The sequence below is a fragment of the Pseudomonas alkylphenolica genome (assembly GCF_016009175.1).
Classification (GTDB): domain Bacteria; phylum Pseudomonadota; class Gammaproteobacteria; order Pseudomonadales; family Pseudomonadaceae; genus Aquipseudomonas; species Aquipseudomonas alkylphenolica_B.
Genome location: NZ_JADUCM010000046.1, coordinates 1 through 22862, shown reverse-complemented (window position 1 = coordinate 22862; position 22862 = coordinate 1). Strand labels below are relative to the sequence as shown.

The following is a 22862-nucleotide window of genomic DNA, read 5'->3' as shown; positions in this document are numbered from 1 at the left end:
TTATTGCAGGGGCGGGTTCAGCCGTCCATCCAGCGCAAACCGCTCCTGCAATACCACCTCGTAAAGCCCCGCGGCCAGCAGCGGGTTCATCAGCAGGTTCCAGCTATGCGGTGACACGCAGGAGGGAATCAGCACGAAGGGGTGCTCCTCCAGCAGCTTCGCCCCAAAAGCCTGCTGGCTGCGACTGGGCGTTCCTGGCCTTAGCCAGTTCAGGTTCGGCACCTCCTTGCGCTCGACCTTGTACACCCTGGAGGTGTCCATCACCCGAGCGGCGGTCAGCGTGTGCGCAACGCAGTCGAGTGCCTGGAAGCCTTTGTGCACCGCCACCTCCAGAATCGCTGTAGCCGCATCAAGGCTTGCATACACCACCTGCACGCCTTTGGGGTTCCAGCGCCCACCGCAGGCCTCGGCGCCAATGCCGCTGTTCCACGAAGGGGCGTGCCTGGCGTGGTCAAGGCGCCAGAAAAGCAGGTCATGGGTCAGTGGGTTCGTCACCATCAATAGACCCCGTAATCCAGCCGGTTCAGAAAGTCGGTGACCAGCTCATAGCCGACCGGATTGGACAGCAGGTCGATGGGCGACTCGCCATCCAGCCCGAGCGCCGGCCGGGTCATCCATTCCTCGGCCAGTGCGCGGGTGCCGAACACCTCCTGCGCCTTCTCCAGCACCTCGGCGTAATACAGCGCCCGGGCACTTTGCTCGGGGCTCAGGGCTTCATCCTTGTTCTTCATGCGACGGGCGAGGGTGCGTTCTGACAGGCCGACTATCTTCGCCAGTACGTTATGCCGCTTGAAGGTTTCAACCGATTCCACCAGCTGGATAACGGAGCTCAGGGGAAAGCCGTTCTGCGTGGCCTTGAACACCTCCATACGGTCGTCAGTGTCGGTGTCGGGCAGCAGCAGGTCGACAATCGCCAGCCCGGAAGTGCTCGCGGCTGACCCGGCATCGGCTGGTTGTGTTTTTCCTGGCTTTTTCGATGCCTTCCCGGCGTCGGTGGTTTGCGCGGTAGCAGACATGATCGGTGCACCACTTTGGACAGATGGCATTAAGTGTACTGCCAATTGGCAATTGACTGCGAAAAAAGATGTGCGTCGGCAAGTGGTTGCTCTGGTGTTCTTGAGATCGCGCGCCGCCCACGCGGCGCTTCGCGAGCAAGCTCGCTCCCACATTGGCTGCAACGTGACCCTGTCTGTGAGGCCATGGTTGCCCGCCCTGTTTGTATGACGCGACTTCAAGGTTGACGCTGCCCCGCAATCTTCAGCCAAGCACCAAGGCTAACAACCATGGCCTGACAGGTTTGGTGCGTTGCAACAAATGTGGGAGCGAGCTTGCTCGCGAAGCGCCGCGCGGGCGGCGCTCGATCTCATGGGCGCCGACAACTCCAAGACAAGCGCCTGTCAGCCCCGATACATACTCAAGTATCGCCGTAGCCGCTCAGCTGTTCACCCCATGCAGCCCCAGCGCCCGCTGCGCACACGCCCGCCAACCGAGCTTGCGCTTCTCCGGCATAACCACGGGTGCTTCTGCCGCCATCACCACCGGCACATCTCGCAAGCGCACCCACGGCTCGCTCTGCCAGTACAACAGGCTCGCCGCATGCCCGCCCGGCCAGCGCATCTGCCCCAGCCGCGGCAGGTCCGCCACCTCCGATTCTCGCCCGTCACGCAACACCGCCACCACCTCGTGGGTCAGCCAGTGCCGCAGATGGCGGTTTTCCGGAATGTGATGGTGGGCGAGCAGGGTATAGGCCCCGGATTCGCTGATCATGGTGGTCGCCTGGTACTCGCCGTAGCGCAGCAGCTGCACGCTACGGTGCTGATCCGGGTCGAGCTTGCGGATGCAGTGCTCGTCGAAATAGCGCCCTGTCAGCCGGCCGAGTTCGTGGGCGCAGAACCAGGCTTGGGATTCGAGCCATAGGGTGTGGAGGGGGCGGTTGTGGCGGGTAAAGAGGGTGGAGTTGTGGAGGTTATCCATGTATGGCCTTCCAGAATCAGGAGAGCCGTTGCTAACGGGAACGGGATTCCGCTGCATGAGTGTTCTTAAGCGCTTTTGGAAGGTTACCTGGTTGACCCAATTATCTGGTGTAGGAATGGTCCTGACTTGGTTGCTCTGGTGTTCTGTAGATCGCGCGCCGCCCACGCGGCGCTTCGCGAGCAAGCTTCGCTCCTACATTTGTTGCAACGTACCAAATCTGTCAGGCCATGGTTGTTAGCCTTGTCGCTTGGCCGAAGTTAGCGGGGCGGCGGCAGCGTCCACCTTGAAATCGTGTCATACAAACAGAGCGGGCAACCATGGCCTCACTGACATGGTCACGTTGCAGCCAATGTAGGAGCGAAGCTTGCTCGCGAAGCGCCGCGCGGGCGGCGCTCGATCTCATGAGCGCCGAAAGTCTCAAGACAAGCGCCTATTAGCCCCGATACATTCAAACGCCCAAAAAAAAGGCCGCCTCACGGCAGCCTTTCCTAGAACCCGAGCTGAAAATCAATCCCAGCTCAACGCCCCACCCGTCTGATACTCGATAACCCGAGTCTCAAAGAAGTTCTTCTCCTTCTTCAAGTCCATGATCTCGCTCATCCATGGGAACGGGTTAGTAGTACCTGGGTACTCTTCCTTCAAGCCGATCTGCGACAGGCGACGGTTGGCGATAAACTTGAGGTAGTCCTCCATCATCGCTGCGTTCATGCCCAGTACGCCGCGCGGCATGGTGTCGCGTGCGTATTCGATTTCCAGCTGGGTGCCCTGCAGGATCATCTGCGAGGCTTCTTCCTTCATTTCGGCATCCCACAGGTGCGGGTTTTCGATCTTGATCTGGTTGATCACGTCGATACCGAAGTTCAGGTGCATGGACTCGTCACGCAGGATGTACTGGAACTGCTCGGCAACGCCAGTCATCTTGTTGCGGCGACCCATGGACAGGATCTGGGTGAAGCCACAGTAGAAGAAGATGCCTTCCAGAACGCAGTAGTAGGCGATCAGGTTGCGCAACAGCTCTTTGTCGGTCTCGACGGTGCCGGTGTTGAACTCGGGGTCGGAGATCGCGCGGGTGTAGCTCAGGCCCCAGGCGGCTTTCTTCGCAACCGACGGGATCTCGTGGTACATGTTGAAGATCTCGCCTTCATCCATGCCCAGCGATTCGATGCAGTACTGGTAGGCGTGGGTGTGGATCGCCTCTTCGAACGCCTGGCGCAGGATGTACTGGCGGCATTCCGGGTTGGTGATCAAACGGTACACGGCCAGGGCCAGGTTGTTGGCAACCAGGGAGTCGGCGGTGGAGAAGAAGCCCAGGTTACGCATGACGATACGACGCTCGTCGTCGGTCAGGCCTTCCTGGCTTTTCCACAGGGCGATGTCCGCGGTCATGTTGACCTCTTGCGGCATCCAGTGGTTGGCGCAACCGTCCAGGTACTTCTGCCAGGCCCAGTCGTACTTGAATGGCACCAGCTGGTTGAGGTCGGCGCGGCAGTTGATCATGCGCTTTTCGTCGACCGCGACGCGCGCAGCGGAGCCTTCCAGCTCAGCCAGGCCTTCGGCGATGTCGAGTTTGTCCAGGGCAGCCTTGGCGCGCTTGACGGCTTCGGAGTCATCGGCAGTTACGGCGCGAGCTTCCAGTGCAGCAACCCCGCCAGCGTTATCGAGCTTGTCGATGCCTGCGGCAGTGGATTGAGTGGCGGTTGCACCTTTGGCGGCTTCCTCGCCTTCGTCTTTGTCGAATTCGTCCCAGCTCAGCATGATGATGAGGCTCCTGCATGAGGGTCGCCCTAAAGGCAACCGCTTGGATTTTAATAGGGTGATGCACTCACTACGCAAACCACGAAGGCAATACGACAGTTCGGGAGGCGTACCTCCCAGACATCTTTAAGTTATTCAGGTTTCGTATCTGGCCGGCCCTTGTCGAGGGGGCCATGACACGAGAAACGGTGCCAAAACAGGTTCAGGTTTTGCCCTATTTTTGGGGGGTCGGAGTATACCGGAAATTACGCCCGGTCGGGGCCCCGAAGCCCTCGAATGTATCTGATTTTGACCGAAATTAAGCGTAGCCGTTCATACCGGCTCGCTTGTGATTGCGGTGTGAGAGTTTAGACGAAAAAACCTACATTTGGTGGCGTTGATTCAAAAAAAACACAGGATACGGTGTTTTGCTCAAGAAACCATGAGCCAGATCACTCTCTGGTTTTTCTTGAGTCGGCTTGAAAATGCCGGTGTTGACGGGGTGCAGCGAGGGAGTAGGAGGGGGTGAGCGTCTACAGTCCGCGAGCTATCGGGCCCCGGCCTTCGTTTACGTTTTTATAACGTTTGAATGATATGCATCCTGGGGGGCTTGTCATACGGTCAGGGTTCCTTGCTCCTATACCGCATTGGCTTTTATCCTCCGGAAACACAAAGGCCGAGATAAAAATCCCGGCCTTTGTTCATTACAGGTGGCGCTTAAACAGCTCGCCCTTTACTGCTTATTGGCAAGCTTCGCAATCCGGCTCGTCGATCGCGCAGGCCTTCGGCACTGGCGCTGGGCCCGCTGCTGCCTGGACCGGGGCGCTGTCGCCACCGCTGGACACGGCGTTGAGCTTGCCGGTGTTGATGGTCGACTTCTCGGTGCTGGTCGCGGCCAGGGCACGGAGGTAGTAGGTGGTTTTCAGACCACGGTACCAGGCCATGCGGTAGGTGACGTCCAGTTTCTTGCCCGATGCGCCGGCGATGTACAGGTTCAGCGACTGCGCCTGGTCGATCCACTTCTGACGGCGGCTGGCGGCGTCGACGATCCACTTGGTTTCCACTTCGAACGCGGTGGCGTACAGGTCTTTGAGTTCCTGCGGGATGCGCTCGATCTGCTGTACCGAACCGTCGTAGTACTTCAGATCGTTGATCATGACCGGGTCCCACAGGCCACGGGCCTTGAGGTCGCGAACCAGGTACGGGTTGATCACGGTGAATTCGCCCGAGAGGTTCGATTTCACGTACAGGTTCTGGTAGGTCGGCTCGATGGACTGCGATACGCCGGTGATGTTGGCGATGGTCGCGGTCGGCGCAATGGCCATGATGTTCGAGTTACGAATACCTTTTTGTACGCGAGCACGGACCGGTGCCCAGTCCAGGGTCTCGTTCAGGTCGACGTCGATGTACTTCTGGCCACGGGCTTCGATCAGGATCTGTTGCGAATCCAGCGGCAGGATGCCTTTGGACCACAGCGAGCCCTGGAAGGTCTCGTAGGCGCCACGCTCGTCGGCCAGGTCACAGGAAGCCTGGATGGCGAAGTAGCTGACCGCCTCCATCGACTTGTCGGCGAACTCGACGGCAGCGTCGGAACCGTAAGCAATGTGCTGCAGGTACAGTGCATCCTGGAAGCCCATGATGCCCAGGCCGACCGGACGGTGCTTGAGGTTCGAGTTGCGCGCTTGCGGCACCGAGTAGTAGTTGATGTCGATCACGTTGTCGAGCATGCGTACGGCGGTGTTCACGGTGCGTTGCAGCTTGGCGGTATCCAGCTTGCCGTCGGTGATGTGGTTCGGCAGGTTGATCGAGCCCAGGTTGCAGACCGCGATCTCGTCCTTGTTGGTGTTCAGGGTGATCTCGGTGCACAGGTTCGAGCTGTGGACCACGCCCACGTGCTGCTGCGGGCTGCGCAGGTTGCACGGATCCTTGAAGGTCAACCACGGGTGGCCGGTCTCGAACAGCATCGAGAGCATTTTGCGCCACAGGTCTTTGGCCTGGATGGTCTTGAACACCTTGATCTTGTTGTACTCGGTCAGGGCTTCGTAGTACTCGTAGCGCTCTTCGAAGGCCTTGCCGGTCAGGTCGTGCAGGTCTGGCACTTCCGATGGCGAGAACAGGGTCCACTTGCCGTCGTCGAAGACGCGCTTCATGAACAGGTCAGGGATCCAGTTGGCAGTGTTCATGTCGTGGGTACGACGACGGTCATCACCGGTGTTCTTGCGCAGCTCGATGAACTCTTCGATGTCCAGGTGCCAGGTTTCCAGGTAGGCACACACAGCGCCTTTGCGCTTGCCACCCTGGTTAACGGCTACGGCGGTGTCGTTGACCACTTTCAGGAAGGGTACGACGCCCTGGGATTTACCGTTGGTGCCCTTGATGTAGGAGCCCAGTGCACGCACAGGGGTCCAGTCGTTGCCCAGGCCACCGGCGAATTTCGACAGCATGGCGTTGTCGTGGATCGCGTGGTAGATGCCCGACAGGTCGTCCGGCACGGTGGTCAGGTAGCAGCTCGACAGCTGTGGACGCAGGGTACCGGCGTTGAACAGGGTCGGGGTCGAGGCCATGTAGTCGAAGGACGACAGCAGGTTGTAGAACTCGATCGCACGGGCTTCTTTGTCTTTCTCTTCCAGCGCCAGGCCCATGGCCACACGCATGAAGAACACCTGAGGCAGTTCGAAGCGCACGCCATCCTTGTGGATGAAGTAACGGTCGTACAGGGTCTGCAGGCCCAGGTAGGTGAACTGCTGGTCGCGTTCGTGGTTGATCGCCTTGCCCAGCTTTTCCAGGTCGAAAGCGGCCAGGGCAGGGTTGAGCAGTTCGAACTCGACACCTTTGGCGATGTAGGCAGGCAGTGCCTTGGCGTACAGGTCGGCCATTTCGTGGTGGGTGGCGCTGTCGGCCACACCGAGGAAGCCCAGGCCTTCGGCACGCAGGGTGTCCATCAGCAGGCGGGCGGTCACGAACGAATAGTTCGGCTCGCGCTCGACCAGGGTACGGGCGGTCATCACCAGGGCGGTGTTGACGTCCTTGATGGCCACGCCGTCGTAGAGGTTCTTCAGGGTTTCGCGCTGGATCAGGTCGCCATCGACTTCGGCCAGGCCTTCGCAGGCCTCGGTGATGATGGTGTTCAGGCGGTTCATGTCCAGTGGCGCGAAGCTGCCGTCGGCCAGGGTGATGCGGATGCTTGGGTGCGGCTGTACGTTGGCGTCTTCGGCGTGAACGCGGGTAGCACGCTCTTTGGCGCGCTGGTCACGGTAGATCACGTAGTCGCGGGCCACTTTCTGCTCGCCGGCACGCATCAGGGCCAGTTCGACCTGGTCCTGGATTTCTTCGATGTGGATGGTGCCGCCCGATGGCATGCGACGCTTGAAGGTCGCGGTGACTTGTTCGGTCAGGCGGGCAACGGTGTCGTGGATACGCGACGAGGCAGCGGCAGTGCCGCCTTCAACTGCGAGGAACGCCTTGGTGATGGCCACGGTGATCTTGTCGTCGGTGTAGGCGACGACAGTGCCATTGCGCTTGATCACGCGCAGTTGGCCCGGGGCGGTAGCGGCCAGATCCAGGTTCGAATCGGCGGCCTGCGGCGCCTTGGCCTGCGGGTTCTCGCGAGTTGTGTCGGTTTGCATGGGTGTCTCCACGTTCTCTATGTTTGATTAGGCGCCTTGTGGGCGCCAGCCGTTCCGTCCGAAAGCCCAACAACCGACCCTGGTGGCACGCGGGAACGCGACGCTCCGGCATGCCGAACAGGTCGGGCATACTCACTTCGGGACAGATCAGGAATAAGGGGCAATTTCTTGCCGCTCCCTGGCCGAAGTCAAAGGTTTTGAATCGCTGATCCAAAACTGTTGCTGTCAGGTGTGCCGATGGCTTGCAACACCCGTACCCGAAACAACACCCTCCGAGGGTTTGCAACGGTCGCCTCCGCAGGAGCGGTTTGGCTGCTGATTACGTCTAAAGTTCAAGCGAAAAAAGCACCTTTAAAGGGCTTGAGTTCTCTGCTCGACTTGTGCTTGGGATTTGCTTCAAACCCCAAGATGTAGTGTTTTGTTTCGATAGGGATACAAGATAATGCGGTCCCGGGGGTATTGCAAGGTCGTGCTCTGTGGATAACTTGTGCGTATTTTGTGTGTGATTTCAATCAACGCCTTGTAGGCTGCGTCTTAGCGCCGGATGACCGCTCGTCACCCTTTTTTTCACCGTCACCCACAAGGCCGATGAATTTTTCGGGCGCGCACCCTACCACAAAATCAGCGACTGTCCGAGCCGCCCGACAATCAGTGGGTTACCTCCCCTGGTGACGGTTGGCAGGCGTCGGTGCCCGACGTAGTATCCCGAGCCCATGTTGCCTTTTGGTGAAGCACGGCAACGGACACTCTTTATAACAACAAGCTGTCGAGGTGAACCGTGGAGCAGCAGCGCAGTCAGGTGTTGATCGTCGAGGATGACCAGCGTTTGGCCGACCTGACCTGTGAATACCTGCAGGCCAATGGCTTCGATGTCCAGGTTGAAGGGGATGGTGCCCGGGCGGCGGCGCGGATCATTGCCGAGCAGCCGGACCTGGTGATACTCGACCTGATGCTGCCCGGCGAAGACGGCCTGAGCATCTGCCGCAAGGTGCGCCAGCATTTTGCCGGGCCGATCCTCATGCTCACTGCCCGCAGCGACGACCTCGACCAGGTTCAGGGCCTGGACCTGGGCGCTGACGATTATGTCTGCAAGCCGGTGCGCCCACGGCTGTTGCTGGCGCGGATCAACGCCTTGCTCAGGCGCAGTGAACCGGCCGCCGAGAGCGAACCCCCGCAGTGCCTGCAATTCGGGCCGCTGCGCGTCGACAACGTGCTGCGCGAAGCCTGGCTGTATGCCGACGGCATCGAGCTGACCAGCGCCGAGTTCGACCTGTTGTGGCTGTTGGTCAGCAATGCCGGGCGCACCCTGTCCCGCGAAGAGATCTTCACGTCGTTGCGCGGCGTGGGCTACGACGGCCAGGACCGGTCCATTGATGTGCGTATTTCCAGGATCCGCCCCAAAATAGGCGACGATCCCGAGCACCCGCGGATGATCAAGACCATCCGCAGCAAAGGGTACCTGTTTGTGCGCGAGGCAGCCGAGGCCATGGGCCAGGCGCAATGAATTCGATTTTCCTGCGGATCTATGGCGGCATGCTCGCCGCGTTGGTGCTGGTGGCCGTGCTCGGCGTGCTCAGCATGCACCTGCTCAACGAGGTGCGTGCTGCGCAGTACCGGGAGCGCCTGGCGCACGGCACCTTTACCTTGATGGCCGACAACCTGGTATCGATGGGCAGTGTCGAGCGCAAGCGCGCGCTGCTGATGTGGGAACGGCTGCTGGGCATTCCGCTGGAACTCGACAGCATGGCCGCGGTAGGCCTCGACGGTGGGCAGCGCAGCACCTTGCAGCGCGGCCAGGTGCTGGTGGAGAAGACTGGGCCGCATGCGGCCAAGGTCATGCGCCAGATCGGTACCGAAGAGCTGCTGCTGGTGGGCGAAGTGCAGCAGATCAGCGAGCAGCTGGCGCGTGCCACCATCTATCTGCTGGCCGATGAGCTGGTGCGCTACCCGATTGGCGAGCAGCCCCGGCGCTTGGCCGAGATCAAGCAGAACAAGGGCTTTGGCTTTGACCTGAGCCTGCGCCGCCTTGACCAGACCGACATGGATGAAGACCAGCGCCGGCGCGTCGATGAAGGCGACACGGTGTTGGCCCTGGGCAAGGACGGCGACTCGATCCGGGTGTACGCCGGCATGGTCGGCACCCCGTGGGTACTGGAGATCGGCCCCTTGTACCAGATGAACCCGTATCCGCCCGAGCTGCTGGCATTGATTGCCTTGCTCGGGCTGTGCCTGATCGGGCTGATCGTCTACCTGTTGGTGCGCCAGCTGGAGCGGCGTTTGTCTGATCTTGAAACCGCCGCTACCCGTATCGCCCAGGGCAGCCTGGAAACCCGTGTGGCGGCTGACGATGCCGACTCGGTCGGACGCCTGGCAGCGGCCTTCAATGGCATGGCGGAACATTTGCAGCGTTCGCTGACCATCCAGCGCGAACTGGTGCGCGCCGTTTCCCATGAACTGCGTACGCCGGTGGCGCGGCTGCGCTTTGGCCTGGAGATGATCGCCACGGCGCGCGACGACCAGGCGCGGGAAAAGTATTTGAGCGGCATGGATGGCGACATCCAGGACCTGGACAAACTGGTGGACGAGATGCTCACCTACGCCCGCCTCGAACAGGGCGCGCCGGCGCTGCATTTCCAGCGGGTCGACCTCGATGCCTTGCTTGATCAGGTGATTGAAGAGCTGGCGCCGCTGCGTGGCGACGTGCGGGTGGTGCGCGGGCCGTGCGAGGTGGCACAAGGGGCTGAACCGGGGCAGGGCCCCTGGGTTGAAGCCGAGCCGCGTTACTTGCACCGGGCCCTGCAGAACCTGGTGAGCAATGCCATGCGCCATGCGGAGTCGCAGGTGAGCCTCAGCTACCAGATTGGCCTGCAGCGCTGCCGCATCGATGTCGACGATGACGGCCCAGGTGTGCCAGAAAGTGACTGGGACCGCCTGTTTACCCCCTTTACCCGCCTCGACGACAGCCGCACCCGGGCCTCGGGCGGTCACGGCCTGGGCCTGTCGATTGTGCGGCGGATCATCTATTGGCATAACGGCCGGGCATCAGTCGGGCGCAGCGAACGCCTGGGCGGCGCCCGTTTCAGCCTCAGCTGGCCGCGCCGTCAGGGCCAGGCATGAGTGAGTCGCTACGCCTTGAGCAGTTGCTGCAACCGCAGCGCTTCGACCGGTTGCTGCTCGAGCTGTACGGCGCCGAGTTGATGCCGGCGCAACGGCCGGTGCTGGTGTCGCAATGGTCGAAGTATTACTTCGGCCTGGTGTGGCAGACCTTGCTTTGTGGTGCCGCATTGTCCGTGTTCGACGTCACCGAAGTGACCCTCGATGCCCGTGGCCTGCCAATTGCGCTTGCTGGCCGAGGTGATTACTGCGTAGGTAATCAGGCGCTGCTGGCGCAGCACTTCAACCCCGTTGTGTCACGGCTGGCGGCATTGGGCGGGTTGGCGCCGGGGGTGGTGTGGGGCAATGCCGGGGATTGCCTGGACCAGGCACTCGCGCGTATCGGGGGCGATGCTTGCCATGGCTTGGGCTACTGGCTTAGCTCGGCTGAGAGTCCGATGCATGCGGCTGTCGGCCTGGATGCCGAGGGCAAGCGCCGGCGGCGTACTTGCTGCCTGAGCTACAAGGTCGACTGGGTTGGACACTGCGAGCATTGTCCGCTGCTGGTCTGAAGCTCAGACGCTGACCAGGCTCAACAACTGGTCACCCTGCAGGCAGAACTGCCCTTCAAGCTCCCGTCCGTTATGCCACTGCGCCGACAGGTCGGTCAGCAGGCGCAGGCGGGCGTGGCCATCGGTTGACCACGCCAGCACTTCGGCGTGTTCGAAGTAGAAGCGTTGCCGCACGATAGGGTAGAGCGCCTTGAACAGGCTTTCCTTGAGCGAGAAGGTCAACGTCACCGTCAGGCCCGTTTGCCCGGCTTGCATGCGTTGCAGTTCGGCCTCGGTAAGGATCTCGCGTGCCAGGCGTTCGGCGCGCGCATCACTGAGCAGGCTTTCCTGATCCAGCCCTAACCCTTGGCAATCGGCGTCGCGCGCCACCACGGCGGCCGCCCAGCCTTTGCCGTGGGTGATCGAGCCGCTGATGCCGGCCGGCCAGATCGGTGAGCGGTCTTCGTGCGTCCCCGGTACGTACTCAAGCCCGTTCAGGCGCTGCAAGGCGGCGCGGGCACAGACCCTGCCGGCCAGGTACTCGGCCTGACGCTTGGCCACCGAGCGTTGCAGGCTCGCGGTCTGTTCAATACCGGCGCGGGCGAAGTCGTCGCTGGCCAGCAAGGCAGGGTCGAAAGCGCAACTGACCAGTTCCGCGCCAGGGACCGGGCGGGGCAGGGGCCAGTGGTGCAACAGCGGCGCGCAGCAGGAGGGGAGTCGGTTCATGGCCGGTATTGTGCCGTGGGCGTGGGGGGCTTTCCAGTAGCGGTGGTTCGTTCAGGCGAGGTTCAGCTGGGGTTCAGCAGCGGTTCAGGGGCGTCTGCGTACTCTGGCTTCAACACCTAAACGGCACATCGCCAGGAGTAACCCCTATGAAATCGCTCAATGCACTGTTTATTGCCGCCGCTGTCTTTGGCGCCAGCGCCGCTGTTCAAGCCGCCGATACCACCTTCGCCGGCGTCAGCTACGGCCAGACCAGCGACCGGATCAGCAAGTCCGGCCTGCTCAATAGCAACACCGACCACCTGAACGCCAGCGGCATCATCAGCAAAGACGACACCTGGGGCGTGCGGGTCGGGCAAATGAACGATGAGCGTCGTTACTACCTGACCTATGACAACGTCTCCAACGACCACAGCGGACTGAAACTGCGTCAGGAAAACCTCTTGGGCAGCTACGACATGTTCTACCCCGTGGGCGACAGCACCAAACTGTTCGGCGGCGCCAGCGCCGGTATCACCAAGCTGAGCCAGGAGTCGTCCGGCTACAGCCGCGACACCGATACCGGTTACGCCGTCGGCCTGCAGGCCGGTGTGCTGCAGAAGGTCACCGACAACACCTCGGTCGAGTTGGGCTACCGTTACCTGCGCAGCAACGCCAAAACCGAGCTTGCCGAGCACGGCGGCCCGAAACTTGGCACCCTGCGCCTGGACAGCAGTGCCCAAACTTATCTGTCGGCGAACTACCTGTTCTGACCTGCGGATGAGGACGATCGAACCGGCTTTCAACGGGAAGGCCGGTTCGCTGTTTTAGCATCGATTTAGTAGGGTACCGGGGACACTGTTGCCGGTAGGGAAAGGGAGGCACCTATGAAACTGCTGGTGGTTGAGGATGAAGCGCTCTTGCGCCATCACTTGTACAGCCGCTTGAGCGAGAGCGGGCACGTCGTTGAGGCGGTGCCCAATGCCGAAGAGGCGTTGTTCCAGGCTGAGCAGTTCAACCATGACCTGGCCATCATCGACCTTGGCTTGCCCGGCATGGGCGGGCTTGACCTGATTCGGCAATTGCGCTCGCAGGGCAAGAGCTTCCCGATCCTTATCCTGACCGCTCGCGGCAACTGGCAAGACAAGGTCGAAGGGCTGGCGGCCGGGGCTGACGATTATGTGGTCAAGCCGTTTCAGTTCGAGGAGCTGGAAGCGCGGCTCAATGCCCTGTTGCGTCGCTCCAGCGGTTTTGTGCAGTCGACCATTGCCGCCGGGCCATTGCTGCTGGACCTGAACCGCAAGCAGGCGACCCTGGATGACGAACCGCTGGCATTGACGGCGTTCGAGTACCGCATCCTTGAGTACCTGATGCGTCATCACCAGCAGGTGGTGGCCAAGGACCGCCTGATGGAGCAGCTCTACCCTGACGACGACGAGCATGACCCGAATGTGATCGAAGTGCTGGTGGGCCGGCTGCGGCGCAAACTTGAAGGCAGCAATGGCTTCAAGCCGATCGACACGGTGCGCGGCCTGGGGTATCTGTTTACCGAGCGCTGCCGATGATCCGTTCGTTACGCGTACGCTTGATGCTGGCGGCGGCATTGCTGGCGCTGCTGTTCATGCTGGCGTTGCTGCCGGCGTTGCAGCAGGCCTTCAGCCTGGCGTTGAAGGAAGCTATCGAAAAGCGCCTGGCGTCGGATATCACCACACTGATTTCGGCTGCGAGAATCGAAAATGGTCAACTGAAAATGCCGGATTTGCTACCGGACGAGCAGTACGACCTGCCGGATCGCCGCCTGCTGGGCTACATCTTCGACCGCGAAGGGCATCTGGTCTGGCGTTCGCGGGCAACCAACGACGAACAGATCAACTACACCCCGCGCTATGACGGCAGAGGCAACGAATTCGCCCAGTTCCATCAGGCCGATGGCGAGGAGTACTTTGTCTATGATGCGGAGGTCAAGTTGCTGGGCGGCCAGAGCGCGGCCTTCAGTATTGTCGCCTTGCAGCCGTTGCGTGAATATCAGCAAACCCTCAATGGCCTGCGCGAGCGTTTGTACCTGGGTTTTGGTGCCGCCTTGCTGGCCTTGCTGGGGTTGCTTTGGGGCGGGCTGACCTGGGGCTTGCGCTCGTTGCGCCAGTTGCGCCACGAACTGGATGAAGTCGAATCGGGTGCCCGTGAGGGACTCAGTTCGGAACACCCCAGGGAGCTGCTGCGCCTGACCGGCTCGCTCAACCGGCTTTTGCGCAGCGAACGCGAGCAGCGCCAGCGCTACCGCGATTCGCTAGGCGATCTGGCCCATAGCCTGAAAACCCCTCTGGCGGTGTTGCAAGGGGTCAGCGAAAGCATGGCGCAGCGCCGTGAAGACCGCGAACAGGCGCGGGTGCTGCAAAGCCAGATCGAGCGCATGAGCCAGCAGATCGACTATCAGCTGCAGCGCGCCAGCCTGCGCAAGAGCGGCCTGGTGCGTCACCAGGTGGTGTTGCAGCCGTTGCTTGAAAGCTTGTGCAGTACCCTGAGCAAGGTGTACCGCGACAAGCGCGTCAAGGTCACCCTTGAAGTGCCGGAGCGCGCTACGGTGCCCATGGAGCAGGGCGCGTTGCTCGAGATGCTCGGCAACCTGCTGGAAAACGCCTACCGCCTGTGCCTGAGCGAAGTGCGCGTCAGCCTGCGCAGCGGGCCCTCGCTGGTCGAGCTGTGCGTCGAGGACGACGGGCCCGGGGTGCCGCCCGATCAACGCGAGCGCATCCTCAAGCGCGGCGAACGCCTGGACCGGCAGAACCCGGGGCAGGGGATTGGCCTGGCGGTGGTCAAGGACATCATCGAAAGCTATGACGCCAGCCTCACCCTTGATGATTCACCGCTGGGGGGCGCGGCGTTTCGCGTGCGGTTCTCCCTGGACTGAGTCGCCATCACCTTGGGCGGGAAACCGCCACCCCTAACCCTTTGCAAAAGATGTCGGGCGGAAATCCGCCAAGCTGCCCGGCAGGCTTGCAACCTCATTGTGCACGCAAACCCCGTAAACACGGGGCTCGCACCGATTAAGCGCATTTTGGCATCGGGCTTGCTATTGCCCTAGCAGAGTACTGCCAGGCAGCTCGACACAACAAATCCCTCCAGTGCAGGAGGGTTCGCGCTTTAGGTACCCCTCGCGTCCTGGGAAGGATCGGGTCGGTACACTTGAGGAAATAGCCATGACGACGCGTCAGCCACTGTACAAATCGCTGTATATCCAGGTGTTAGTAGCGATCACCATCGGTATCCTGCTGGGCCACTACTACCCCGAAACCGGCGTTGCCCTGAAACCGCTGGGTGACGGGTTCGTCAAACTGATCAAGATGGTCATCGCCCCCATCATCTTCTGCACCGTGGTCAGCGGTATCGCTGGCATGCAAAGCATGAAGTCGGTTGGCAAAACCGGTGGCTACGCGCTGCTCTACTTCGAAATCGTCTCCACCATCGCCCTGATCATCGGCCTGGTCGTGGTCAACGTGGTCAAGCCGGGCGCCGGCATGCACATCGACGTCAGCACCCTGAACGCCAGCAGCGTGGCCGCGTATGCCGCCGCCGGCGCACAGCAGACGACCGTCGGCTTCTTGCTCAACATCATCCCCAACACAGTGGTCGGTGCCTTCGCCAACGGCGACATCCTGCAAGTGCTGATGTTCTCGGTGATCTTCGGTTTCGCCCTGCACCGCCTGGGTGCCTACGGCAAGCCGCTGCTCGACCTGATCGACCGCTTCGCCCATGTCATGTTCAACATCATCAACATGATCATGAAGCTGGCGCCGCTCGGTGCCTTCGGTGCCATGGCCTTCACCATTGGCCAGTACGGCGTGGGTTCGCTGGTGCAGCTGGGCTACCTGATGGCGTGCTTCTACGTCACCTGCGTGCTGTTCATCCTTGTGGTGCTGGGTGGCATCGCCCGCGCCCACGGCTTCAGCGTCCTCAAGCTGATCCGCTACATCCGTGAAGAGCTGATGATCGTGCTGGGCACCTCGTCGTCCGAGTCGGCCCTGCCACGCATGCTGACCAAGATGGAGCGCCTGGGCGCGAAGAAATCCGTAGTGGGCCTGGTGATCCCGACCGGCTACTCGTTCAACCTCGACGGTACCTCGATCTACCTGACCATGGCCGCGGTGTTCATCGCCCAGGCCACCGACACCACCATGGACATCACCCACCAGATCACCCTGTTGCTGGTGCTGCTGGTGGCTTCTAAAGGTGCTGCGGGCGTTACCGGTTCGGGCTTCATCGTGCTGGCGGCTACCCTGTCGGCTGTCGGCCACCTGCCGGTGGCTGGCCTGGCGCTGATCCTCGGCATTGACCGCTTCATGTCCGAAGCCCGTGCCCTGACCAACCTGATCGGCAACGCCGTGGCAACCGTGGTGGTGGCCAAGTGGGTCAAGGAGCTGGACGAAGACAAACTGCACGCCGAGCTGGCGTCCGGTGGTTCGCCGCTGATCGAAGTCGGCCCGGTCGATGATCTGGGTGTCGCTGAAGTGTCTACCCGCTAACGGTACCGGCACACTGAAATAGCCCATCTTCGGATGGGCTATTTTGTTTCTGGTGGGGCGGGTTACTCCACCCGTGTTTCGCCGCTGTACACCAGGGTGTGGCGGCAACGCCGGCACAGGTAGCGGCGGCCCTGGCGCACCAGGCTGTGGCGCTGGGCCGAGAACGGGAAGTCGCTGCCCGCACAGGGGCAGCGGTAGATGTAGCGGGTTACGGTGCGACGCTTGATCGCGTAGTTATGGCAGCGATGCGGCGGCAGTTCGTAGACCCCGCGCATGATCAGTTGCCATTCCTCGCCATGCGGGGCAATCGTGTCGCCAAACAGCTGGTGCGCCACCAGGTGCGCGACTTCGTGGGCCACGGTCTGCTTGAGAAAGTCTTCGCTGTTTTCGCGGTATAGCTGCAGGTTGAAGCGCAGCAGGTTTTCATGCAGGTGGGCGACGCCGGCTTTTTGCCCGCGCAGCTTGAAGCTGACCTCAGGGCGAGGGAAGGGGCGTTTGAAAAAGGTTTCGGCTTGCTGGTAACAGGTTTCGACGCGGGATTTGAGCAGCTCGGGCATATCGGGGAACACTCCTGGCCGACGATTATGCCGCAACCACCACCGCGTTGCCGAGCCACCCGTCAGCGCACAGCATCAGGCCGTCTTGCGACGGCCCGATGGTTTACTGCGCCTATGTTGCAGATTTTCTAGTGATAGCTTCAGTTGGTATAGACCGGCCCCACGCCGAGTCCCCAGACGATCACGGTGAAGGCCATGATGGCAACCAGCACCACCAGGCCGACCGCCAGTACCGAACTCGAGAACAGGAAGCCTTCGTCCGAAGGAATGTTCATGAAGGTCGGTAGGCCGACATAGAGCAGATAAACCGTGTAGCACACGGCTGCCGTGCCAACGATCATTCCCAGCCAGAGGTGGGGGTACAACGCCGCCAGGCCGCCGACAAACAGCGGCGTTGCGGTGTAAGTGGCAAACGCAATGCAGCGGGCCATGCTCGGGTTGGCGTCGTAGGTGCGCGCCATCCAGTGAATGAACGCGCCCATCACTGCCACCCCGGCCAGCATCGCCAGGTACGACATGATGGTCATCCATAGCGCGCTTTCATGGGTGAGCATGACCGGCGCCCGTTCGCCAATGACCCAGCCGACCTGGGTCGTACCGATAAATGCAGAAACGGCAGGAATCGCCGCCAGTACCAGCGTATGCGTCAGGTACATGTGGCTTATGCTTTCTTCCTCGCCACGGATTTCTTTCCATTCTTGGTCAGGATGGGTAAACAACCCCAGAACGTGATGGATCATGCCAGTCACTCCTTCCATCGTTGCCATCGCCCCCCAGCGGAGCGCTTGCGACCCCACGTGTTGGGGCCAAGAGGATCGAGGTCACTTACAACTGTGGCCTTATGTCGCAGTATAGGAAGGAGTTAACCGCTTAAAGCCGACTTTTTAGAGCAAATCGCGCTGTCAGCGTGTCCCTTAATCACCTTGCAGTCTTTATCGGATTGGCCTACGCCTGCTCGCGGTTTGTGCGTAAAATATGCCGCTTTTGTCACACCTCGCGGATTTCAAGCGCTATGGGCACCCTTTCGGTCAACCAGAACAAACTGCAAAAACGCCTGCGTCGTCTCGCCGGCGAAGCCATCACCGACTTCAACATGATCGAAGATGGCGACAAGGTCATGGTCTGCCTGTCGGGCGGCAAAGACAGCTACACCATGCTCGATGTTCTGCTGCACCTGCAGAAAGTGGCGCCGATCAAGTTCGAGATCGTCGCGGTGAACATGGACCAGAAGCAGCCCGGTTTCCCCGAGCACGTACTGCCGGCCTACCTGAAGGCCCTGGGCGTCGAGTATCACATCGTCGAAAAAGACACCTACTCGGTGGTCAAGGAGCTGGTGCCGGAAGGCAAAACCACCTGCTCGCTGTGCTCGCGCCTGCGCCGCGGCACCCTGTACACCTTTGCCGACGAGATCGGCGCGACCAAGATGGCCCTGGGGCATCACCGCGACGACATCGTCGAGACATTCTTCCTCAACATGTTCTTCAACGGCACGCTCAAGGCGATGCCACCAAAGTTGCGCGCCGATGACGGCCGCAACGTGGTGATCCGCCCGCTGGCCTACTGCAGCGAGAAAGACATCCAGGCCTACTCGGACATGAAGGAATTCCCGATCATTCCGTGCAACCTGTGTGGCTCCCAGGAAAACCTGCAGCGTCAGGTGGTCAAGGACATGCTGGTGGAGTGGGAGCGCAAGACCCCTGGCCGTACCGAGAGCATCTTCCGTGGTCTGCAGAACGTGGTGCCATCGCAGCTGGCCGACCGCAACCTGTTCGACTTCGTCAACCTCAAGATTGACGAAACGGCGACGCCGCGGTTCCTCGATGTGCTGAACATCTGACCGGCATGCGTGATTATCAATGGTTGCATGAGTACTGCCTGAACCGCTTCGGCTCCGAAGCGGCCCTTGAGGCGTACCTGCCACAGCCCAAGGCCGCCGCGCAGCTGCGCGCCATCAGCGCCGACCGCTACCTGTCGACCCTGGCCTTGCGGGTGTTTCGTGCCGGGCTCAAGCACAGCCTGGTGGACGCCAAGTGGCCGGCGTTCGAGCAGGTGTTCTTTGGCTTCGACCCGAACAAGGTTGTGCTGATGGGCGCCGAGCATCTGGAGCGGTTGATGCAGGACACGCGGATCATCCGCCACCTGGGCAAGCTCAAGAGCGTGCCGCGCAATGCGCAGATGATCCTCGATGCCGAGCACAGCCACGGCAGCTTCGCCAACCTGATCGCTGACTGGCCGGTGACCGATATCGTCGGCCTGTGGAAGTACCTGGCCAAGCATGGCAATCAGCTGGGCGGTTTATCGGCGCCACGCTTTTTGCGCATGATCGGCAAGGACACCTTCATCCCTACCGATGACATGAGTGCTGCCCTGATTGCCCAGGACATCATCGACAAGCCACCGACCAGCCAGCGCGACCTGGCCCTGGTGCAGGCGGCGTTCAATCAGTGGCAGGCCGAGAGTGGCCGGCCGTTGTGCCAGCTGTCGGTGATGCTGGCGCACACGGTCAATCATTGAGATTGACCCCGCGACCTATCAAATTTGCCAGTTGTGGGTCGCTATCGATTACTCGGATTCTTTAAATCCCGATTGATAGCGACAGGACAACACTCATGGCAAACGCAAACAGCATCAGGCAGGGCAGCGGTCTAATTGATCCTGATTACCGGCAGGACGTGTTCCCCGAATTTGCCGGGGTCACAACCTCGGTATTGGACTGCACAGGGCGAGTGTGCGTCGGTAGTGCCTATGTCAGTGATAACTCCCTTGAGACGCACTATGCCATCTTTCGTCTGACCAACGACGGTCAGCTGGATCGTCGGTTCGGCTGTGGCGGGAAAACCACCGGCACTTTTCAGGACGGTAATCAGTCTATCGGTTATCACGTCATTCAGAGGCCTGACGATGGCAAGTTCATGGTCCTTGGCCTGACCTTTACCGGTTTGTTCCCGAGAAAGCCGGCGCTCGCGCGTTTCAACTCGGACGGCACATTGGACACGACATTTGCCAACCAAGGGCACTTCGTCATAGAACAGCCAAGCCTTGAACCCACGCCAATCTTTCAGGCAGATCACGGAACTGAATTGCAATTGTCCGATGCGGGAGCGGCGACACCGCAGCAATCATGGCAAATAAAACCCATCGGCGACTCATTCATTGTTTTCGGCAATTACTACGGCCATGACCTGGTGGTAATGATGTTCGACTGGGAGGCGAACTATGTCACTTCCTTCAATGGTTGCGGGTTCAAGTACCTGGAGCGTCAAGGTGAGGGCACGGTTTACGGCCTCGCCCTTCATGCGGACAGTCAATCCATTTGGGTGGGGGCCTGCATGCAAACGCCTGACTTCAGGTTCCGCGATGCATTTGTCGTTCGACTCACCCGACAAGGTGAATATGACCAGACGTTTGGCACCGCAGGCATTGCAGACTTTCCTGAGCTCCACACCCTGAAGAACGTTCTTGTGCTACCTGAAGATCAGCGGATCATCGGTTGTGGCGCACACGAGGATGGATCGGGTCTGTTGGTTGCGCTGCGCCAAGCTGACGGCGCGCTCGACGAAGACTTTGATCGCGTTGCCGTGAAACATGATGGACACAACATACGCTGGGATCATGTTCTTGCCGTTTCACCGGGTGCCAAGGACAGCAAGATCATTGCCGCTGGCGAGCTGAGAGTCGGTGTTGGCAACTTGCCGGGAGTGGTTGCACGCTTCAATAGTGATGGTTCGCTCGATACGTTCGCTACCCAGACGTTCACGTTGCGAAGGATCACCATGCTGGCGGGATGCACGCTGGATACCCAGGGCCGGATGCTGGTCCATGGGCAGACGCAGATTCCAGAGCGCTTCAATGGCTATGTTGTGCGCTTGTTAACACAGCAGTAAGCATGGCCACGGTTGTTGCAAGGCAAGCCCTTGACGGGCTTGCCTTGCGATCAGTTCGAACCTTCCCCGGCCAGACGCCGGTCGTACTGAAAACGCCAGCGCACGTACAGCAAGGCGCTGACGAACAGCGCCAGGCTGATCGCCACTTCCAGGTAGCCGAACAGCGCACGTGCCGGGTCGAATGCGGCCAGTACCCCTTTGATGAAGTACAGGTTGACCACAAAACAGGTCCAGGCGTGGGCGCGCGCGTTGCCGAGCAACATCCCCGGCAGCAGCAGCGCCAGCGGCGCCAGTTCGATGGCGAGGATCACACCTGTGCGTGCGCCATGCAGGTTGGCGAACATCAGGTTGTTGACCGTCAACAGGGCGACAAGGCCAAAGAAACTCGCCAGGCTCAAGGCACGGCTCAGGCGCAGGCGCAGGGTTAACCATTCAAGCGTAGGCAGCACCTTGGGTTTTTTAGCCACGGCCGTTCTCCAGCAGTTTGGCGGTGGTGGCCAGGCGTTGCCCGAGGGCGCGGCAGAGGGCGATTTCGTCGGCGTCCAGGTCGCGCTTTCCGTCTGCCCCGGCGTGATGGCTGGCGCCATACGGCGTACCGCCGCCACGGGTTTCCAGCAGCGCCGACTCGCTATAGGGCAGGCCCATGATCAGCATGCCGTGGTGCATCAACGGCAGCAGCATCGACAGCAAGGTCGATTCCTGGCCACCGTGCAGGCTGGCGGTTGAGGTGAAGGCGGCTGCCGGCTTGCCGACCAGGCCGCCACTCAACCAAAGGCTGCTGGTGCCATCGATGAAGTATTTCAGCGGCGCGGCCATGTTGCCGAAACGGGTCGGGCTACCCAGGGCCAGGCCCGAGCAATGGCGCAGGTCGTCGAGGGTGGCGTATAGCGCGCCGGTGTCCGGAATGTCCGGAGCGACGGCTTCGCATTCGGTGGAAATCGCCGGTACGGTACGGATCCGCGCTTCGAGGCCGGCCATTTCCACGCCCCGGGCAATTTGCCGGGCCATCTCGCTGGTCGAGCCGTGTCGGCTGTAAAACAGGATCAGGATGTAGGGTGCGCTCACGGCAGAATCTCCAGGACCTTCTCCGGTGGCCGGCCGATCACGGCCTTGTCACCGGCGATCAGGATCGGCCGTTCGATCAGCTTGGGGTGCTGGACCATGGCCTCGATCAGTTGCGCTTCCGTCAGGGCCGGGTCGGCCAGGTTCAGGGTCTTGTATTCGTCTTCACCGCTGCGCAGCAGCTGACGCGCACCAATGCCCAGCTTGCCCAGCAGTGCCGTGAGTTCGGCGGCGCTCGGCGGGGTTTCCAGGTAACGGACAACGTTTGGCGCCAGGCCACGGGCCTCGAGCAATTCCAGGGCGCCGCGGGATTTGGAGCAGCGAGGGTTGTGATAGAGGGTCAGGTCAGTCATTTCAGGTCGCATCCAGCAGGGTGTGGCGGCTATTCTACCCGTAGCGACTTTGCATTTTGCTTGAATCTTAGAGAAGGATTGACCCATGACAAGGCGTTTGGCAGCAGCACTGGCCATCACCGCGAGCCTGTTGCTCGGCGGTTGCGGTGCAGACTACGGCCTGGACCAGAACGGCCAGGCGGTGAAAGCCGAGCAAATCGACGGGCACTGGCTGGTGCTCAACTACTGGGCTGAATGGTGTGGTCCGTGCCGCACCGAAATTCCCGAGCTCAATGCAGCCGCCAAGCAATGGCAGGCGCAGGGCATCAAGGTCGTCGGGGTGAACTTCGACGGTTTGCAGGGCGAGGAGCTGAAAAAGGCCAGCGAAGCGCTGGGCATCGGCTTCACCGTACTGGCCAGCGACCCGGCCGAGCGCTACCAGCTGCCGCGCAGCGAAGCGTTGCCGGTGACCTACATCATCGACGACAAAGGCAAGGTGCGTGAGCAATTGATGGGCGAGCAGACGCTGGAGGGATTGAATCAGAAGTTGGCAGCGCTGAAGGGCGCTCAGTAGGAGCAACTGCCTGTCACTTGGTTAACTGTGGGAGCTGGCGCTAGCCTGCGATCGAGCGCGCAGCGGTCGCAGATACCTGCAGCCGATACGGGCCTCGGGGCTGCTGTGCAGCCCATCGCTGGCTGCGCCAGCTTGTGTCTTCACATGCCTTTAAAATCAGAGGTGAGAGCGGTGGATGGCAGACTGATAGCCAGCAGTGCCCTAGAGCACGAGTAGGAGCATAGTCGCCATCCACCTCTCACTCTGGCCCGAA

General features: G+C 61.0%; 22 protein-coding genes. 11 read left to right on the top strand and 11 right to left on the bottom strand.

Annotated features, from left to right (window positions below):
• From I5S59_RS24805 to I5S59_RS24785, 5 genes are all read right to left on the bottom strand, one after another.
• Complete coding sequence (locus I5S59_RS24805) at positions 1-498, bottom strand: RES family NAD+ phosphorylase (protein ID WP_197878923.1); 498 nt, start codon at positions 496-498, stop codon at positions 1-3.
• Positions 498-1016: an antitoxin Xre/MbcA/ParS toxin-binding domain-containing protein gene (gene parS / locus I5S59_RS24800; protein WP_232239964.1), complete on the bottom strand. Its 519-nt coding sequence runs from the start codon at positions 1014-1016 to the stop codon at positions 498-500. Before parS ends, I5S59_RS24805 begins: the two co-directional genes overlap by 1 nt.
• Before the next feature lie 418 nt (positions 1017-1434).
• On the bottom strand, positions 1435-1974 hold the full coding sequence (locus I5S59_RS24795; protein WP_197878921.1) for a Bro-N domain-containing protein: 540 nt from the start codon (positions 1972-1974) through the stop codon (positions 1435-1437).
• Between the two features lie 507 nt (positions 1975-2481).
• Entirely contained in the window at positions 2482-3729 is a 1248-nt protein-coding gene (locus I5S59_RS24790; RefSeq protein ID WP_197878920.1) for a ribonucleotide-diphosphate reductase subunit beta, read from the bottom strand.
• A gap of 719 nt (positions 3730-4448) precedes the next feature.
• The gene (locus I5S59_RS24785; RefSeq protein ID WP_197878919.1) at positions 4449-7334 is read right to left on the bottom strand and encodes a ribonucleoside-diphosphate reductase subunit alpha; all 2886 of its coding nucleotides are present in this window, start codon (positions 7332-7334) and stop codon (positions 4449-4451) included.
• A 778-nt stretch (positions 7335-8112) separates the two neighbouring features.
• Between I5S59_RS24785 and I5S59_RS24780 the strand changes: the two genes are divergently transcribed.
• Genes I5S59_RS24780 through fhuF form a run of 3 tightly spaced genes read left to right on the top strand, consistent with a single transcriptional unit; the run spans position 8113 to position 10999 of the window.
• Positions 8113-8838, top strand: a complete 726-nt coding sequence (locus I5S59_RS24780) for a response regulator (RefSeq protein WP_197878918.1) — start codon at positions 8113-8115, stop codon at positions 8836-8838.
• The gene (locus I5S59_RS24775; protein ID WP_197878917.1) at positions 8835-10451 is read left to right on the top strand and encodes an ATP-binding protein; all 1617 of its coding nucleotides are present in this window, start codon (positions 8835-8837) and stop codon (positions 10449-10451) included. The genes I5S59_RS24780 and I5S59_RS24775 overlap by 4 nt, the downstream gene beginning before the upstream one ends.
• Positions 10448-10999: a siderophore-iron reductase FhuF gene (gene fhuF / locus I5S59_RS24770; protein WP_197878916.1), complete on the top strand. Its 552-nt coding sequence runs from the start codon at positions 10448-10450 to the stop codon at positions 10997-10999. The genes I5S59_RS24775 and fhuF overlap by 4 nt, the downstream gene beginning before the upstream one ends.
• 3 nt (positions 11000-11002) lie before the next feature.
• Here the strand turns inward: fhuF and I5S59_RS24765 are convergent, their stop codons facing one another.
• A complete protein-coding gene (locus I5S59_RS24765; RefSeq protein ID WP_197878915.1) occupies positions 11003-11704 on the bottom strand; it encodes a 4'-phosphopantetheinyl transferase family protein in 702 nt (233 codons plus the stop codon).
• Positions 11705-11850: 146 nt separating this feature from the next.
• Here I5S59_RS24765 and I5S59_RS24760 point away from each other — a divergent pair, with 146 nt between their 5' ends.
• The 4 genes from I5S59_RS24760 (at position 11851) to I5S59_RS24745 (ending at position 16200) form a co-directional block, all read left to right on the top strand.
• Positions 11851-12453, top strand: coding sequence for an outer membrane protein (locus I5S59_RS24760; protein WP_197878914.1), 603 nt, complete (start codon positions 11851-11853; stop codon positions 12451-12453).
• Between the two features lie 114 nt (positions 12454-12567).
• Positions 12568-13245 carry a response regulator gene (locus tag I5S59_RS24755; protein WP_128324186.1) on the top strand — a complete coding sequence of 226 codons (678 nt, stop codon included), beginning with the start codon at positions 12568-12570 and terminating at the stop codon, positions 13243-13245.
• Entirely contained in the window at positions 13242-14588 is a 1347-nt protein-coding gene (locus I5S59_RS24750; protein WP_197878913.1) for an ATP-binding protein, read from the top strand. The genes I5S59_RS24755 and I5S59_RS24750 overlap by 4 nt, the downstream gene beginning before the upstream one ends.
• A gap of 289 nt (positions 14589-14877) precedes the next feature.
• The gene (locus I5S59_RS24745) at positions 14878-16200 is read left to right on the top strand and encodes a dicarboxylate/amino acid:cation symporter (protein ID WP_197878912.1); all 1323 of its coding nucleotides are present in this window, start codon (positions 14878-14880) and stop codon (positions 16198-16200) included.
• A 62-nt stretch (positions 16201-16262) separates the two neighbouring features.
• Here I5S59_RS24745 and I5S59_RS24740 read toward each other — a convergent pair whose 3' ends face one another.
• Both I5S59_RS24740 and I5S59_RS24735 read right to left on the bottom strand, forming a co-directional pair.
• On the bottom strand, positions 16263-16757 hold the full coding sequence (locus I5S59_RS24740) for a SprT family zinc-dependent metalloprotease (RefSeq protein WP_128324189.1): 495 nt from the start codon (positions 16755-16757) through the stop codon (positions 16263-16265).
• A 140-nt stretch (positions 16758-16897) separates the two neighbouring features.
• Positions 16898-17497: a Yip1 family protein gene (locus tag I5S59_RS24735; RefSeq protein WP_128324190.1), complete on the bottom strand. Its 600-nt coding sequence runs from the start codon at positions 17495-17497 to the stop codon at positions 16898-16900.
• Between the two features lie 272 nt (positions 17498-17769).
• On the opposite strand from I5S59_RS24735, the gene ttcA reads away from it, so the two are divergent.
• From ttcA to I5S59_RS24720, 3 genes are all read left to right on the top strand, one after another.
• A complete protein-coding gene (ttcA, locus tag I5S59_RS24730) occupies positions 17770-18594 on the top strand; it encodes a tRNA 2-thiocytidine(32) synthetase TtcA (protein ID WP_197878911.1) in 825 nt (274 codons plus the stop codon).
• A 5-nt stretch (positions 18595-18599) separates the two neighbouring features.
• Positions 18600-19271: a DNA-3-methyladenine glycosylase I gene (locus tag I5S59_RS24725; protein ID WP_197878910.1), complete on the top strand. Its 672-nt coding sequence runs from the start codon at positions 18600-18602 to the stop codon at positions 19269-19271.
• Positions 19272-19366: 95 nt separating this feature from the next.
• Positions 19367-20641 carry a delta-60 repeat domain-containing protein gene (locus I5S59_RS24720; protein ID WP_197878909.1) on the top strand — a complete coding sequence of 425 codons (1275 nt, stop codon included), beginning with the start codon at positions 19367-19369 and terminating at the stop codon, positions 20639-20641.
• 50 nt (positions 20642-20691) lie between these two features.
• On the opposite strand, the gene I5S59_RS24715 is transcribed toward I5S59_RS24720, so the two are convergent.
• The 3 genes from I5S59_RS24715 to arsC are packed head-to-tail and all read right to left on the bottom strand — an operon-like array spanning position 20692 to position 22056.
• Positions 20692-21108, bottom strand: a complete 417-nt coding sequence (locus I5S59_RS24715; protein WP_197878908.1) for a DUF2069 domain-containing protein — start codon at positions 21106-21108, stop codon at positions 20692-20694.
• Positions 21101-21706, bottom strand: a complete 606-nt coding sequence (gene wrbA, locus I5S59_RS24710) for an NAD(P)H:quinone oxidoreductase (RefSeq protein WP_197878907.1) — start codon at positions 21704-21706, stop codon at positions 21101-21103. Before wrbA ends, I5S59_RS24715 begins: the two co-directional genes overlap by 8 nt.
• Positions 21703-22056: an arsenate reductase (glutaredoxin) gene (gene arsC / locus I5S59_RS24705; RefSeq protein WP_197878906.1), complete on the bottom strand. Its 354-nt coding sequence runs from the start codon at positions 22054-22056 to the stop codon at positions 21703-21705. Before arsC ends, wrbA begins: the two co-directional genes overlap by 4 nt.
• 85 nt (positions 22057-22141) lie before the next feature.
• Between arsC and I5S59_RS24700 the strand changes: the two genes are divergently transcribed.
• The gene (locus I5S59_RS24700) at positions 22142-22609 is read left to right on the top strand and encodes a TlpA disulfide reductase family protein (RefSeq protein WP_197878905.1); all 468 of its coding nucleotides are present in this window, start codon (positions 22142-22144) and stop codon (positions 22607-22609) included.
• The last annotated feature ends 253 nt before the right edge of the window (positions 22610-22862 follow it).

What these genes read in the sequence shown, in the direction of transcription:
- I5S59_RS24790 (WP_197878920.1), bottom strand. Translation starts at nt 3,729, where the DNA reads ATGCTGAGCTGGGACGAATTCGACAAAGACGAAGGCGAGGAAGCCGCC.
- I5S59_RS24745 (WP_197878912.1), top strand. Translation starts at nt 14,878, where the DNA reads ATGACGACGCGTCAGCCACTGTACAAATCGCTGTATATCCAGGTGTTA.
- I5S59_RS24755 (WP_128324186.1), top strand. Translation starts at nt 12,568, where the DNA reads ATGAAACTGCTGGTGGTTGAGGATGAAGCGCTCTTGCGCCATCACTTG.
- I5S59_RS24765 (WP_197878915.1), bottom strand. Translation starts at nt 11,704, where the DNA reads ATGAACCGACTCCCCTCCTGCTGCGCGCCGCTGTTGCACCACTGGCCC.
- I5S59_RS24750 (WP_197878913.1), top strand. Translation starts at nt 13,242, where the DNA reads ATGATCCGTTCGTTACGCGTACGCTTGATGCTGGCGGCGGCATTGCTG.
- I5S59_RS24805 (WP_197878923.1), bottom strand. Translation starts at nt 498, where the DNA reads ATGGTGACGAACCCACTGACCCATGACCTGCTTTTCTGGCGCCTTGAC.
- parS (WP_232239964.1), bottom strand. Translation starts at nt 1,016, where the DNA reads ATGTCTGCTACCGCGCAAACCACCGACGCCGGGAAGGCATCGAAAAAG.
- I5S59_RS24760 (WP_197878914.1), top strand. Translation starts at nt 11,851, where the DNA reads ATGAAATCGCTCAATGCACTGTTTATTGCCGCCGCTGTCTTTGGCGCC.
- I5S59_RS24700 (WP_197878905.1), top strand. Translation starts at nt 22,142, where the DNA reads ATGACAAGGCGTTTGGCAGCAGCACTGGCCATCACCGCGAGCCTGTTG.
- I5S59_RS24720 (WP_197878909.1), top strand. Translation starts at nt 19,367, where the DNA reads ATGGCAAACGCAAACAGCATCAGGCAGGGCAGCGGTCTAATTGATCCT.
- I5S59_RS24735 (WP_128324190.1), bottom strand. Translation starts at nt 17,497, where the DNA reads ATGATCCATCACGTTCTGGGGTTGTTTACCCATCCTGACCAAGAATGG.
- I5S59_RS24795 (WP_197878921.1), bottom strand. Translation starts at nt 1,974, where the DNA reads ATGGATAACCTCCACAACTCCACCCTCTTTACCCGCCACAACCGCCCC.
- arsC (WP_197878906.1), bottom strand. Translation starts at nt 22,056, where the DNA reads ATGACTGACCTGACCCTCTATCACAACCCTCGCTGCTCCAAATCCCGC.
- I5S59_RS24725 (WP_197878910.1), top strand. Translation starts at nt 18,600, where the DNA reads ATGCGTGATTATCAATGGTTGCATGAGTACTGCCTGAACCGCTTCGGC.
- I5S59_RS24740 (WP_128324189.1), bottom strand. Translation starts at nt 16,757, where the DNA reads ATGCCCGAGCTGCTCAAATCCCGCGTCGAAACCTGTTACCAGCAAGCC.
- ttcA (WP_197878911.1), top strand. Translation starts at nt 17,770, where the DNA reads ATGGGCACCCTTTCGGTCAACCAGAACAAACTGCAAAAACGCCTGCGT.
- I5S59_RS24785 (WP_197878919.1), bottom strand. Translation starts at nt 7,334, where the DNA reads ATGCAAACCGACACAACTCGCGAGAACCCGCAGGCCAAGGCGCCGCAG.
- fhuF (WP_197878916.1), top strand. Translation starts at nt 10,448, where the DNA reads ATGAGTGAGTCGCTACGCCTTGAGCAGTTGCTGCAACCGCAGCGCTTC.
- I5S59_RS24775 (WP_197878917.1), top strand. Translation starts at nt 8,835, where the DNA reads ATGAATTCGATTTTCCTGCGGATCTATGGCGGCATGCTCGCCGCGTTG.